At 53.8% G+C, this 12,675-nt stretch carries 14 protein-coding genes; 3 read left to right on the top strand and 11 right to left on the bottom strand.

What is annotated here, in order from left to right:
- Positions 1 to 2 precede the first annotated feature (2 nt).
- From ASD31_RS22950 to ASD31_RS22910, 9 genes are all read right to left on the bottom strand, one after another.
- Positions 3 to 350 (bottom strand): hypothetical protein, encoded by a 348-nt coding sequence (locus tag ASD31_RS22950; RefSeq protein WP_056339544.1) that lies wholly within the window; start codon positions 348 to 350, stop codon positions 3 to 5.
- On the bottom strand, positions 340 to 921 hold the full coding sequence (locus ASD31_RS22945; RefSeq protein WP_156392778.1) for a hypothetical protein: 582 nt from the start codon (positions 919 to 921) through the stop codon (positions 340 to 342). Before ASD31_RS22945 ends, ASD31_RS22950 begins: the two co-directional genes overlap by 11 nt.
- Before the next feature lie 725 nt (positions 922 to 1,646).
- Positions 1,647 to 2,186: a hypothetical protein gene (locus ASD31_RS22940; RefSeq protein ID WP_156392777.1), complete on the bottom strand. Its 540-nt coding sequence runs from the start codon at positions 2,184 to 2,186 to the stop codon at positions 1,647 to 1,649.
- A complete protein-coding gene (locus tag ASD31_RS22935; RefSeq protein WP_056339537.1) occupies positions 2,183 to 3,808 on the bottom strand; it encodes an anti-phage dCTP deaminase in 1,626 nt (541 codons plus the stop codon). The genes ASD31_RS22940 and ASD31_RS22935 overlap by 4 nt, the downstream gene beginning before the upstream one ends.
- A gap of 412 nt (positions 3,809 to 4,220) precedes the next feature.
- Positions 4,221 to 4,874: a HepT-like ribonuclease domain-containing protein gene (locus tag ASD31_RS22930; protein WP_056339534.1), complete on the bottom strand. Its 654-nt coding sequence runs from the start codon at positions 4,872 to 4,874 to the stop codon at positions 4,221 to 4,223.
- Positions 4,874 to 5,317, bottom strand: a complete 444-nt coding sequence (locus ASD31_RS22925; RefSeq protein WP_056339531.1) for a RusA family crossover junction endodeoxyribonuclease — start codon at positions 5,315 to 5,317, stop codon at positions 4,874 to 4,876. Before ASD31_RS22925 ends, ASD31_RS22930 begins: the two co-directional genes overlap by 1 nt.
- Positions 5,318 to 5,426: 109 nt before the next feature.
- The gene (locus ASD31_RS22920) at positions 5,427 to 6,704 is read right to left on the bottom strand and encodes a DUF4135 domain-containing protein (RefSeq protein ID WP_156392776.1); all 1,278 of its coding nucleotides are present in this window, start codon (positions 6,702 to 6,704) and stop codon (positions 5,427 to 5,429) included.
- Positions 6,705 to 6,816: 112 nt separating this feature from the next.
- Complete coding sequence (locus ASD31_RS22915; RefSeq protein WP_056339521.1) at positions 6,817 to 7,950, bottom strand: JmjC domain-containing protein; 1,134 nt, start codon at positions 7,948 to 7,950, stop codon at positions 6,817 to 6,819.
- 2 nt (positions 7,951 to 7,952) lie between these two features.
- Complete coding sequence (locus tag ASD31_RS22910; protein ID WP_156392775.1) at positions 7,953 to 8,249, bottom strand: hypothetical protein; 297 nt, start codon at positions 8,247 to 8,249, stop codon at positions 7,953 to 7,955.
- A gap of 388 nt (positions 8,250 to 8,637) precedes the next feature.
- Between ASD31_RS22910 and ASD31_RS22905 the strand changes: the two genes are divergently transcribed.
- Positions 8,638 to 8,946 carry a type II toxin-antitoxin system RelB/DinJ family antitoxin gene (locus ASD31_RS22905; protein WP_056339513.1) on the top strand — a complete coding sequence of 103 codons (309 nt, stop codon included), beginning with the start codon at positions 8,638 to 8,640 and terminating at the stop codon, positions 8,944 to 8,946.
- Positions 8,943 to 9,236 (top strand): type II toxin-antitoxin system mRNA interferase toxin, RelE/StbE family, encoded by a 294-nt coding sequence (locus tag ASD31_RS25635; RefSeq protein ID WP_082520675.1) that lies wholly within the window; start codon positions 8,943 to 8,945, stop codon positions 9,234 to 9,236. Before ASD31_RS22905 ends, ASD31_RS25635 begins: the two co-directional genes overlap by 4 nt.
- Positions 9,237 to 9,934: 698 nt before the next feature.
- On the opposite strand, the gene ASD31_RS22895 is transcribed toward ASD31_RS25635, so the two are convergent.
- A complete protein-coding gene (locus ASD31_RS22895) occupies positions 9,935 to 11,212 on the bottom strand; it encodes an ArgE/DapE family deacylase (RefSeq protein WP_056339507.1) in 1,278 nt (425 codons plus the stop codon).
- A gap of 42 nt (positions 11,213 to 11,254) precedes the next feature.
- Positions 11,255 to 11,506, bottom strand: a complete 252-nt coding sequence (locus ASD31_RS22890; protein WP_056339504.1) for a hypothetical protein — start codon at positions 11,504 to 11,506, stop codon at positions 11,255 to 11,257.
- Positions 11,507 to 11,589: 83 nt separating this feature from the next.
- Here ASD31_RS22890 and ASD31_RS22885 point away from each other — a divergent pair, with 83 nt between their 5' ends.
- The gene (locus ASD31_RS22885; RefSeq protein ID WP_156392774.1) at positions 11,590 to 12,471 is read left to right on the top strand and encodes a helix-turn-helix domain-containing protein; all 882 of its coding nucleotides are present in this window, start codon (positions 11,590 to 11,592) and stop codon (positions 12,469 to 12,471) included.
- Positions 12,472 to 12,675 lie beyond the last annotated feature (204 nt).

The following is a 12,675-nucleotide window of genomic DNA, read 5'->3' as shown; positions in this document are numbered from 1 at the left end:
ATCTAGCAAAGGGACACCTCTGCTTTACCTGAAATTTTCATCACGCGGCGAACGACGCCCCCTGCGGTGCCACCGGTCTTTGCAAGTGATTCCAGTATGTCGGCACTCGGGTTATCGTAGTTGCCAACGGCGACGTTGTTCCGATGAGCGGTGACCGACGACCTCGTCGCTTCCAACACTAGCTGATCACCTATCTCTACAATGGCGCCCTTTCTCAGGGTCAGCATCGCGCAACGCGGCAATTCGGCAGGCTGTTGTGTGAACAAATCGGGCGTCGCCAGCTCTACTCGCATCCGATCGATATGCTTTGTAATGGTCTTGCGTGTACGAGTAAGAAATTCAATTCCCATGAATGCTCTCCATCAAAAGAGGCCGGTAGAACTTAGATCTTCCCTTCGAGAATTCTCGAATGATTCCTCGCGACGCCAGGCTGGCCAACCGATTGTTCCAAGCTGTCGTGCCTTTAGTTTTCTCGCTCTCTCCGAATTGTTCCATCAAGGAGTTGGCGTCTACCTCATCGAACTTCAATACAAGTTCGAACGTCATCTGTTGCTTCGGGTCTAGGTTTCCGAGGAGATCGATACTTGTCGCAACCCCCTCATCCGATAGTGAACACGTGACAATTGCATCGTTCTTTGCGCTCGCGATTACGGAAAGCTCGTCCCAAACCTCGGGATTTGCGTTGGCAATCACAGGGTAGAATGACGAATTCTTCGATCGCAGATAAGACTTCAACGCGAAAACTGACTCACGAAGATAGCTCGCGGTAGCCACTTGTACCGAGCCGAAGTCCAGAAACAGAGGCTGGGGGGCGACAGCCTCGTCGGGGATGGTCTTTATCATCTCCGCAAAAGCCACTTTCCCGTTCATCGCGCCCGCAAGCACAGCGTCATCGGAAATTTGCATCAGGGAAATTCTCATTCTACTCATCCTTCTCACGTATTGCACGTGAGATATATGAGGTATGCTTCGCGGAAGTCAAGGACGGGATGGTGCTTCTCTTTGCTAGCCAAAACTGGGGACTTGAGCTAACACGGTGTCCCCGAGGCTTCGTGTCTTCATCCACCAGTAGGAAAAAGATTGTCTCTGGAGGCACATAGATGATGACGATCGCGACACAATTTGCCACGGTATGGTGCTTGGTGAAGGGCAAGCGTAGTTGGTCGCCGCGGATAAGCACGGAGCGAGGCCGCCAGTTCCTTCGCGGCTTTCCCCAGCTCAGCTTGCGTTGACTGAGGTGGCGGTTCGATCGGCTCCAGTGGCATGACAGGTTCGGGCGCCTCCACATCTTGCTCCTGCCTTTTCTTCCAGAACATGCAACCCTTCGTTTCCCGCGAAGATAGCATTGTTTTTGGATTAGGAAGAGAGATGGATCCTCTTACGCCGATCGTTGCCGGCGGCAGTCATGTTGACTGTGGAGACGACCTTTTCGGCCGAAGATATCTAGGACGGCAAGCCTTTGCGGAAGGCAGTCGCTGGCTGCGAGGACGAGGGTGACAATTGATCGTAATTTCCGCGACTTGCTATGTACCGGTCAACTGTCCCACGATTCATCGTTTCAAAGCGTGCGTATGGTTACGGACCAATTATCCAGTACGAAAGAGCCCTGCGTGGCGCGTAGACCGTGAAATCAATACGAGGCAGCCTTAAACAGCCTCCTCGATCCTCCAATCCATCTTTGATGAAGTCGAGAGCTGTCGATTAAGATAAGATCGAAACAGCCCCAGATGCTCTGCATCGGGTAGGAGCACCATGATACAGTCCTCCTCCCTTTCGAGAATTTCATGGTGCAGTCTATTCGAGAGTGGGCCGCGCTCCAGCATGAAGTCCGCCGCTCGGAGCTCGTGCCATGGGATATGCGCTTTCGCGTAGTAAGCGTGGATGCTGGCAAACCTCGCAAATACGTAAGATCGGCTTGTACCAGGCAAATCGAATCTGATTGCATGTCTCGTGTCCAGGACAACCTTGGGCTTAATGGAGGCAATCAATTCCATGAACCGTCTTCCATGAAGCGGAGCCATGGCAATGAGGATCACTCGCTTTTCCTGAACCTCTCCCTCGAGGTTAAAGCTAAGCTGCTCTTCAAATTTTAGCTTGCGCTTCCCGACAGTCACTCTTTCCTGGACTGCGCGCGTGAGCGCGGGGTCAGAGGCGACCAATCTGAGATGCGACAGTATTTTCTTCACTTCGTCAACGCCGCCTCGAGCTCGGGATAGCCAACAGTCAGTGACGACCACTCGTCGCCCCACTCCGGCGGCTCCATCTTGAATTCCCCAGTTTGTTTGTCCTTCAAGCGCCAAGTCTTCTCGAAAGCTCTAAGATATAGCCGAGGCGCAACACCTACAAATGGTTTAAAGAGAACTTTTCCAAGGATGGCCTCCTCTTTACGGCTCTTGTCACGTTCCTCCGCCATGGATTGCCGGCGCGGAGGTATCCATTTGGCCTCATCGACCTCTATCGCGTCGCTGTGAAGTGTCGTCGCCAAACTTTTTGGATAAGGTTCAATGTACTGCACTTCGTAAACGCCTGCACTAATGATATGGCGGGCACAATAGTGACACGGAAACGTGGTGACAAACAGGCGCGTTCCGACAGTCGATACTCCCTCGCGGCCAGCCGATAATAGCGCGTCCATTTCGGCGTGTACCGCCCGCGAAAACTCTATAAGTCCACCGACAGACGTTTGGCGGAGATTTGCGGCGAGTTTTGCACGATCAGTGACAGCGGCAAGTTCCGGGATCGCTGAAATCAATTCCTCAATTATTCTGTTTTGCTCGCGGTTGCTGCTGCAATATGGGCTAGATGAGCGGAAAACACACCGGTCGTCGTGGAGCCGGTTAGCGGCACCCCCCGCTTCCCCGTAGACTCCCCCGCCAGCAGCGGGCACCTCGTTAGCGCCTGTGGCCACTACTGTGCCGCCATCATCAAGAACGGCCGCCCCAACTTGCCGCGACATGCAGGCGCTACGGACACGTGCAGAATGGGCGTGATGCATTGCGGTTTCTTCGATCGTCGGGCGAACGACTTTGGAATGCGAGATAATGTCGATAAGGCGGCCGCACTTCTCATCTAGGAGATGGTGATCATCATTAACGTCGTGCGCTGTATTATCAATGAAGAAATCGGCTTCGTGAAAGGCTTCAGTTACGTGCTGTCCATGCTTCTTACTCACATCATCCGCGTCTCGCTTGACGAATTCCTCCACTCTTTTAACATTCTCCGGAATGCTACTTTCTGGGATTGTAAAATATTTCCCTAGTATGCGCTTCTTTCGTTCGTTTTCCTCGCAGACGACAGCAACAAGCGCAAATGAATTTCCATACGTCCGTCGCAAGACATTTACTTCGGCGGGATGGCGAATGGAGTCAATCAAGTATATTCGCTTTACATCATTCGGTATGACGGCTTCGCCGCGAACGTACTTAACTTTCTGAGCGTCCGCTCGTTTCTTGGCAATTTCGCGCATAACATCTCGAGCGACCGCTGCGGTGTCGCGCCGCCGCATTTCGTCACCCAAGTCTTGCATCTGCTCGACGACGGAAAGTGTCCTCGAGGAAGGGATGGTTTCGGTTGGGCGATTGTCAGCGGCCCAACCCTTTATTAGCTCGCTGGCCTTTATGACCTCACATTGATAGCCAGCTTCCTCTCCACTTCTTTTAAGTGAGTTGACGACACGCGATCCCCCCGCTCCCACAGGGCCGACAACGGCGAAGAACAATTCGCGAGACCGAGACCGGCCGACGATATCGATCGCAAGCCCGTCCGCTGTATCCCTGTCTCCGAAAAGAATCGCCTCGACATTACCCATCCAACTGCTCCGCCTACCAGCATAGTTTCGTTCTAGCGAAGTTTGCACGCTGGAAGAAAAATGTCATCCCGTAGAAGTTGTTGCTTTGGAAATACTGCCAGAGTTTCGTACTTGGCTCGGCTACCATGCACACGAAGCAGCAGCTCTAGACCATGTTTTTAAAACCCGAGAACCCTCGCATGAGGCCGCTTGTATGTGGCTAAGGTGAGACAATCATATGTGTTTGAAAACGACTCGAAGAGGAAGATGTGTCGCTCGCCGCGTTTGTCAGTTATCCTTACTTTGACCTGCCACTGAGAATTTCATCCAGAATTGATTAGAGTCCGACCCAGCGTCCACGTCGGCATAAATGGGGAATTTTACTTCGGCACTTCGGAGGGAATCCACGCGGCATTGACATCGCGCAGAGCCGCTACTCGTCCGCGAGTGCCTGTCTGAGAGCGTCCAGAATTGCTGAGACGTCGTCGCCGGTCGGTTCGATCTCCAGATCGCCATGGACGATACGGTTGCGGAGCGCGATCAACGGGCGCAACTGGCGCTCGGTCTTGGGTGTGAGGTAGCCCAAACTGGCGAGCGTCTCGACAACCGTGCCAGGCGAACGCGGCCGCTTGCCCTCCTCACCTTGAAGACGGTGCAACGATGCTTCCAGCAGCGCCCATCCTAACACGAACGCTGCCCGATGATTTCCCTGTTCGGAGAGAGCTTTCACCTCCAAAAGGCGCTGGGCGATCAATGCTGGCGAAGCCTGTGGCATCACTACTGTCGTTTGAGGATCATTTCCGCCATAGCTGATGACGAACTCCCACTCGGGGTGCGCTTCGAAGAGCTTGCGTATCTGGCTTAAACTCCGCTCGGCCGATGGGCTGTATTGCTGTTTTACCTCGATCGCAATTTTGCAGTTGTCTTTCAATGCAATCGCGTCCGGCTGATAGGAGCCCAGGAAAGGTGGGGTGAGTTCCTTACCCGGATGCATCACGAACTCGAAGCCCTTCGCCTCGTACTGATCACGAAGTTTCTCCAGCGCTTTCCGCTCGAATTCGATTGCTGACTGTGAGCTCAGGGTCATTAGATACTCCTCCAACTTAAATCGTTGGTAACATGTACGTATACAACTGGCGTGGGGACTTCGGAAGCTGTCACTATATCCAATGCAACAGTGAGCTGCTCGCTTGGATCCAGGAATTGCCAACCGCCGGCGGGTTCAAATTTCTGGATGCTTACTCTCTCGATCGACTTGTCATCGAGATAGAGAATTCCGATCAATCCATCTAGGATAGGCTTAATTATGTTGTCGACATCACCGCCCATCGGCGCGATAGGAAAATAGTAAATTGTGAGAGCAAGCGGCTCCGGTTCGAGATATGCCCACTCCACGGTCTCATCACGTCTAGACTGAGCGGCGGCTGCAACTTCACCCTTCCATCGCTCTTTCGATGCGGGTCGCCCTTGAAGCGAAACAGGGGTTCCTTCGAGATGGAATTCAAATGGAAACAGTCGTTCGTCTTCCAAGCTGAGGTCCTGGGGTCAAATACGATTCCTAGCATGCCAAGTACGCAACGGCAGGCGGGCATCAATAAACGTTGGAAAATATCCGAGAGGGAATAATAACGACCATAAACTACAACTGCTGCTTGATGAACGACACGGCTGCTTTTGAATTAGCTTCCATAAATTTGCCACGGCTGACGAGGTCCTCTGAAAGATAGGTGGAAAAGTAATTATCAATCATCTGTCCGGACCCCAAAATCAGTGATAGGTCGCCAGTTGTTTGAAAGAACGTTGGCACGTAACCACATGATAAACACGTTGCTTCGTAGTCCAGGATGGTGCGTTGCCGCGCATTAACCGCAGGGAAAATCCCCGTCAGTTTTGACGAGATGAAGCTGTAACGAGTTGCCCGGGTATCGAAGCTACCAACGTGAAGCATTGCAAGCAGCGTTGCGTACAGCCTCGTCGGTCGCAATACCAACCTGACCGCAACGTTCGTCGGGTTTACCAAACTTGCAACTGCGTCAACCCAGTGTGCAGATGTATTGAAACCATCGGCCACCCCCGACAGGAATGCGTCAGGATCGACATCTGACAGGGTTCCGCGGTTCGGTGCTGCTATCGAACGGGCCTCACTGAGATTGACCAAGTCCCTATGCCGATGGAATGTGGGGCGAAGCTCAGCTGTCGTCGAGCCGTTGATGAAGCCTATTCTTGAGGAGCCGTCAAACGAAATCCTGGGAAGGAACAATGTTCTGAGGATGAGGTGCTTTAGGAGCCCTTCGTATGTTCCCCCAGACACAAAGAAAGCCTCGTCTTCAGGATTGATGATCGTATTTCGTCCCACGAAAGTTTCGACATCAACGAGGTGGAGTTTTTGTTCTCCGACGATTATGTTCTCTATATGGAGGTCGGACGAGCCAACCGCCACAAGCCTACTAAAGGTATATCCAACATCGTCCCACTTTACGGCACTAATTTGCTTCGTATGAGCAACAGCTCGCTCAATGTAATCATCCCTAGACCCATACTCGACCACACGCGGCGTTGCCAAACATTTTGATAGACGAGCATCTGAAGCTATAGCTTGCTCGCATAACCTCTTTACGCCTGAACCTCTTGGCTTGTAATAGAATTCATCCCCGGCAATGCGCAATAATGTTGTCCGTTTCCCTCCGTCATGAGCCTCGGCTGCTGCTTGCAAGTGCTGAAGCCGCCGTCGATCTCTAAAGTATCCAAAGTCGCAAATAGCCGCGTTTAGGCGCTCCAGGTCGTCGAGATAATCCTGAACGAAACGTGTCTTCATTTTGGAACTTACTAGCGCGGTAAAAGTGCTATGTGGAATTGCCAGCCCTCCATCGACCATCGTGCCGAGAACGGAGAATGTCGACTTAAGTTCATCAGCCAAGCAGGAGCTCAGTTCCACTGCGTTGAACTTCAGGAGCGGGGGGAGCCGTTCGCCGCCAATCTTGGCGTTTAAGTTGGCAGCAGTCTCTGAGTACAATGCGTCATCAATTTCGCTAAACACGTGAAAGCCAACCGCAGTCTACTAAAGACTGCAGAATCCTTTCCACTGCATTGGTAGAATAACCGTCTCCGAAAGCTTCAGAATTGAAAGATCCGCTACAGGCGTTAAGGGCCGAGATAAGTGGCTCGAACAACGCGCTAATGCTGAGAGTTGGACCACGATAAGATCGGCCGTGCGGATTGTCGAAACTAGGCGCGTATATCAAGAGCGTCTGCTCGAAGTTGTCGACCTCATAGAATATTGGACGTGATAGAAGTCTAAACGTTCCAGCTGACTTCTCAGTCTCTCGAACTGAGAGTGGCGCAACAACCTGATCCACATGCCGCCTTTTGGCAGCAATAGCGGACGGGCGTTGAAAAGCTAGCCTCGGAGGCTTCGCACTGAGACGTTGCAAGACTTCTAGGGCGTTGATCGTGCTGTGATCCGTCAGCCTTCGTCTAAGAACTGGCTCGGTCGTGGCTACGCTGTCTACGAGGCTTTTTACAAAATCAACCAACAAAGGAGGTGTGTAAGTGAACGAAATGTGCAGTGATGGCGCGTCAGCGTAAGCCTTGCCCTCATGGCAGTGTCCACGGGGCATATATAACGTTTCTCCTGCGGTCAGCTGATGTTGTAGATAAAAGGCGTCGTAGGTGTCAGGCACCCTCTGCTTCATCTCCTCAAGCGGATATTCAACGATGGGAGAGCCAATCTTCCAATGCTTCCGCCCGTTGAGCTGCTGCATGAAAACGTCTGCGGTGTCGAAGTGAACCGGAAAACACACATTTCCGGGCGGCGTCAAGAATGCCGAAGCAGCGACCCTTCCGTTGAGTTGAATGGAAAGGTCGTGACAGATTCTGGACACCGCAGGTGATATCCGATCGAGATGCGCGATGACTATAGAATAGCCACGCTGGTAAGCATCCTGCACCCAGGCGAAGGAATCTGAATGTGAAACGGAGGCCGTCTTGAAGAGTTGCTCGCCGTCCTTAGACACCTGGAGAAAGTCTTCAATGCGGTCACGGACTTGCCAAATTAGGTCGAAGAACCAACCTTGCGGTAGTTCCGAGGTAACCCCAGGAAAGCCTGTGACCAAAGCGGCAGTTTCGTCGAGAAAGTTGTCCCGATCCTCCCAGCGCGCTTGCATTTTTAGCAGGCAAGTACGCTCGGAAATACCAACTGCTCGCCCGACCTTGCAATTGCAATAAGATCGGCGTCGTCGAGTGTGAGCACCTTTGGCGCTGCAGGAATCACGAGATGATAGTTGTCGGCACTAGCAAAGTGCACATTGAAGGTAACGTTGTCAGCGGGTGTCGGCACGCCCATTTCATCGAAAGCGGCTTTCGGATCTGTCTCCAGCAGCTCCCGGAACTTCTCATCCCTCCATGTACGAACGATAAGCTTAGCCATTCTCAATTTTGCTTCGTCGATTGTCGGATTTGTCACAGATAATCTCCCCAATAGCTGCAAAGATACTTTTGACCGGAATTGCAAAATATACAAGAAAAAATTGCGCTGCGCGCGCAACACCGCGCTTTGAAGCGCATCAGTTTACAGCGCATATATTTGTCATAACTGATCGAAGAAATTTGGTTATGCGCGAAAGTCTGTTGCAAATTAACGCTCCGCCACGAAAATCAAGTAAATCAGCTACTTACGAGAATTCGAGGAGGAGACGCTGGTTCGTATCCTTTCAAGGCGAGAGGTTGCTCAGATCGGTTCATCCGCCGACTGTTCGATCAGGGGGCCTTATGAGAGCATCTCAAATCCTATGGCGAGTGCTAGCATTTGTCGTTCGTTTGCATTACATTGTACTAAGCAGAGGAATCGCTTTATGGCCGCAAATGCACTCGTTCAGACCCGTATTGATGCCGAAGTCCGCGACCGCGCATCTGCCGTGCTCGAAAGCATGGGGCTGACGGTGTCGGATGCCGTGCGGATCTTGCTGACCCGAACTGCAAACGAAGGCTCTCTCCCGCTTGAGCTCGTGACCAGCAGCGAGGGACATGACGCCTGGTTCCGGTCGAAGGTGTTGGAAGCGCTGAACGATACTCGGCCCGACGTTCCAGACCATGAGGCGGAAGCGCATTTCGCCCAGCGCCGAGCAGCGGCCAAGTGCAGGGCAGGCGACCTGAAAACGTGAAACTCTTTTGGTCCGCCTTCGCGCTCTCTGATCGCGACGGTCTATTCACGCATATTGAGGCCGATAATCCGACCGCCGCCATCACAGTCGATGAACGGATTGTGGCCGCAGCCAGTCGGCTTCAGGACTTTCCCGAAAGCGGGCGTCCTGGCCGGATCCCGGGGACACGCGAACTGGTCATTCCTCGTACGCCGTATGTCGTCGCCTACGAAGTGACGGAGACGACAGTCCGAGTACTGCGTGTCCTCCATGGGGCGCAGCGATGGCCGGATGCTCTTCCGGAAGATTGACATGCGGCTCATCAATTCGTCATTTCTTGTGACAACTTTAGGATACGTTCGATCCGAGCAAGAATCTTGATTTCTCAGCGCGTTAGGGCGTCAGAGCTACCGGCAGTTCGGATCCTTCACGAGCTTCACATCCAACCGCCCAAAAGCGCCCGTGCGGCGATCGCCGGTTTATGAGTGGACTCGTGCGCCGGGGCTGTCGGCCACGGTTTTTCGGTTTTCCACCGGCGCTGTGTTAAAAGCTCCTGCGGCGATCCTTCTATCCAGTCAGGCGTTGGCGACCAATTCCGACCATGCGCTCGACTAGCACCTGTTCCGTCTGTCGCGGACTGGTTTTGAGCCGAATGAAAGATCCATCATCCCGGCGCGCCCTTGTATCCTAAACCGCCCGACCCGGCGCGACACGAACTTTGGCGAAACGCTGTAGATGCGGGTAGCTTGTGCCTGGGGCAACCGGCCGCTCATGGCAGCCACGGCCATTCTCGGCGCAAAGGCGTCAGCCGGGCATCTAGTCAATGTTCATTCGGAGCGATTCTTAAAAGCTGAGGTGTGATAACTCCAGTCTCCTAAATCCGTGCCGAATGGACAACCTCCTGAAAGCTCACAACTAGCGATCGTTGGATAAGGTTTGGAGTGGTCTTCGATCCGCATTCCATCGAGGCAAATGGGACGATGCGCGGACTCATGTTCCTCTCGCCAGCTCAAGCCTCCATCACGCCGCACCAGTCTGCAGCAAAGAGCGCCAAGGTTTTGGTGACGCGGCGCAGAGACGGCAGGCTGACCCGTTCGTCGATGCCGTGGATGTTTTCTGCAATTGGGCCATAGACAAGTGACGGAATATTTCCGTGTACGGAGAAGATGGCTGCATCGAGATAGCAGGCCATGACATATGCGGGCAGAGCATCGCCGGAATGGGTAATCGCGTGTGCGGTTCTTAGGCCCGCCTCGGCCATCGTTCCTTCAGCCAGTTCGTAGCCGGCATGCGTGACGCCGACCCAGGTGAGCGTAACCAGCGGCTCGCCGTCAAAGGCCGGGTCCTCCGCTTGAACATGTTTGACGAATGCCTCGAATTCGGCAATGCGGTCCTTTGGGTCGTCGCCGGGATAAAAACCGATCCGACCGTCCGCAACGCAGTCGCTCGGGATAGAGGCGATCCAGTCGCCGCCGTTGATGGTGCCGATCGTCAGGGCCACCGGGTTGGCAATATTGTGGAACAGGGGCTTATTCTCCCGTTCGGCGATCCAGCGGCATTCCAGTTCTCTTAGACGGCCGATCAGGCGTATCATCAGGTCGATAGCGCTCTGACCCGAGTCCGGCTCGCGTGGATGGGCCGGGCGACCTTTCGTTTCCAACCGGAATTTGATCACGCCCGCATTGGCCCGCACGAGTTGCTCGTCGGTCGGCTCGGGGCTGAGGACGGCATCGGCGGTGAAACCGAGTGCAAAGGCCGTCGCCGCGCCATTGCCGGTGATTTCCTCCTCCACGACGGATTGCACCTGTACGTCGCCGCACACGGTGAGCCCCGCCTCGGCGATGGCATCAATCGCAAAAATCGAGGCAACGAGTCCGGCTTTCATGTCACCCGCGCCACGGCCATACAGCCAGTCGCCCCGGCGGTTGGGCTCGAAAGGCGGAGTGCGCCACCGTTGGGGGCTTCCTGCTGGCACCACATCGACATGGGAGTTAAAGGCGAGCGAGCGTCCGCCGCCTGCCGCGGCCTTACAGGCGACGATGTTCCAGCTCTCATCATAGGCAACGGTGGCGGGAGAGAAGGCGGGATGCTCTCCAATTCTGGAGGCATCGGTGCGGAAGCGATTGACGGTGAAACCGCGGTTTTCCAGCTCTCTCGCAAGAAAATCCTGCGCAGCCGCTTCCTCATTGCGCAGGGAGCGAAAGCGAACCAGTTCTTCGAGAAATTCCACTTCACGCTCGAAGAGGTGGTCAACGGCGGCGAGGATGCGATCGGTCGCGGATGTCATGGCAGTCCTGATCTGGAGTTCTCTGATGGCGCGCGGTATAACCTAGAACACTTTTGCAGGAAATGCTCGGCCGCTATCACGTTTATCATCGACGGGCTCAACCGGAACGGGCTTCACGGTATCGGCGGTTGCCTTGACGATGGTCTTCGTCAGGTCAGGGCGGCGCAGATCGGGTGCGAGGAGCAGGTCCAGCCGTGCCCGCTGGTGCCGGAGGGCGGCGCGTGTGCTTGAGGTGAGGCTCTTGGCCATGGCGATGAAGGCCGGCTTCGTACGGTAGTGATTCCAGCCGAGCATCGTATCGAGGCCGCCATCAGAGTGAGCGAGCGAAACTGGTCTCAGGCGCGCTTAAACCATTGAGACATATTTCATATGCGTGAATGACCGATCTAAAAGCGAGAAACCGAGCGCGAGTTGACATCGCTGGCCCACGGGTATGTATTTTTGCAATGCAGCCAGAATCTTTCACGCAAAATCTCGCTTTCCTCTGTAGCTATCATCCTTCCATCGCATCGGTATGCCGGCGCCTGCAAATCAATCGCCAGCAGTTCAACAAATATCTGAGCGGACAGTCTCTGCCGTCGAGGCGAAATCTGAGACGCATTTGCGACTTCTTTGGCGTGAGCGAGGCCGAGCTTCTAATGGACCATCAGCGTTTCGCCGAAATTGTCGGCCTGCGCCGTCGTCCTCCCATTGAGCATGCTTCGACAGATCTGATGTTTCATATCGAGCAACTCTATCAACGCTCCGGTGATCTCGGACGGTATGTGGGCTATTATTTCAGATATTTCTATTCCTTCGGACATGCCGGAAAGATTATCAAATGTCTCGTTGCGCTCTACGAAAGCAATGGCCGGTATTACTGGAAAAGCATTGAGCGGCTTCAAATTCCGGGCCGTCAAGGTGTCAAGACGTCAAGATACTCCGCCGCTCTGCTTTTTCTTGGGGATCGCATTTTTGCACTCGAATATGAGACGGTCGTCCGAAGCAGCGTAACGGAGATCATTTTATATCCCAGTTATCAATCGAGTCTGCACTATCTGATTGGCGTTCAGACTGGTATGCCCCTGCTGCGTGGACGCAAACCAGCCGCTTCCATCGTACTTTTCGAATATCTCGGCCGCTCCATCGACCGGCGCAAGGCGCTTCGCGCGTGTGGCCTTTTCGATCGAGAAGACCCGGCGATCGACGCGAACATTCGCTCGATGATACGCAACCGTATCCCCGAAGGCAATTTCGTGCTTGAGACGGAAGAAGTCTGACCCTTGAATGGCAGACTCATTTACCCAGCATCCTGGGGCCCATTCGGGCGAGGGGTATAAAAGCGATGCGAAATGCTCGTTGAGGCATGGAACATTCGCCTCTTCGGTAATCCCCCCGCAAATTAACGGGCTTCAAAAGTAGAATTTTCTCGGGCTTTATGAACGAGGAGATTTTGATGAAGACGAGCAGATTTAGCGAACCCC

The organism is Rhizobium sp. Root482 (genome assembly GCF_001426565.1).
GTDB lineage: Bacteria > Pseudomonadota > Alphaproteobacteria > Rhizobiales > Rhizobiaceae > Pararhizobium.
This window is presented reverse-complemented; position numbering and strand designations above follow the sequence as displayed.

Coding starts and splice junctions, on each gene's coding strand:
- ASD31_RS22950 (WP_056339544.1), bottom strand. CDS start 350: ATGGGAATTGAATTTCTTACTCGTACACGCAAGACCATTACAAAGCAT.
- ASD31_RS22945 (WP_156392778.1), bottom strand. CDS start 921: ATGAGAATTTCCCTGATGCAAATTTCCGATGACGCTGTGCTTGCGGGC.
- ASD31_RS22935 (WP_056339537.1), bottom strand. CDS start 3,808: ATGGGTAATGTCGAGGCGATTCTTTTCGGAGACAGGGATACAGCGGAC.
- ASD31_RS22930 (WP_056339534.1), bottom strand. CDS start 4,874: ATGACCCTGAGCTCACAGTCAGCAATCGAATTCGAGCGGAAAGCGCTG.
- ASD31_RS22915 (WP_056339521.1), bottom strand. CDS start 7,950: ATGCAAGCGCGCTGGGAGGATCGGGACAACTTTCTCGACGAAACTGCC.
- ASD31_RS22905 (WP_056339513.1), top strand. CDS start 8,638: ATGGCCGCAAATGCACTCGTTCAGACCCGTATTGATGCCGAAGTCCGC.
- ASD31_RS22895 (WP_056339507.1), bottom strand. CDS start 11,212: ATGACATCCGCGACCGATCGCATCCTCGCCGCCGTTGACCACCTCTTC.
- ASD31_RS22890 (WP_056339504.1), bottom strand. CDS start 11,506: ATGCTCGGCTGGAATCACTACCGTACGAAGCCGGCCTTCATCGCCATG.
- ASD31_RS22885 (WP_156392774.1), top strand. CDS start 11,590: ATGACCGATCTAAAAGCGAGAAACCGAGCGCGAGTTGACATCGCTGGC.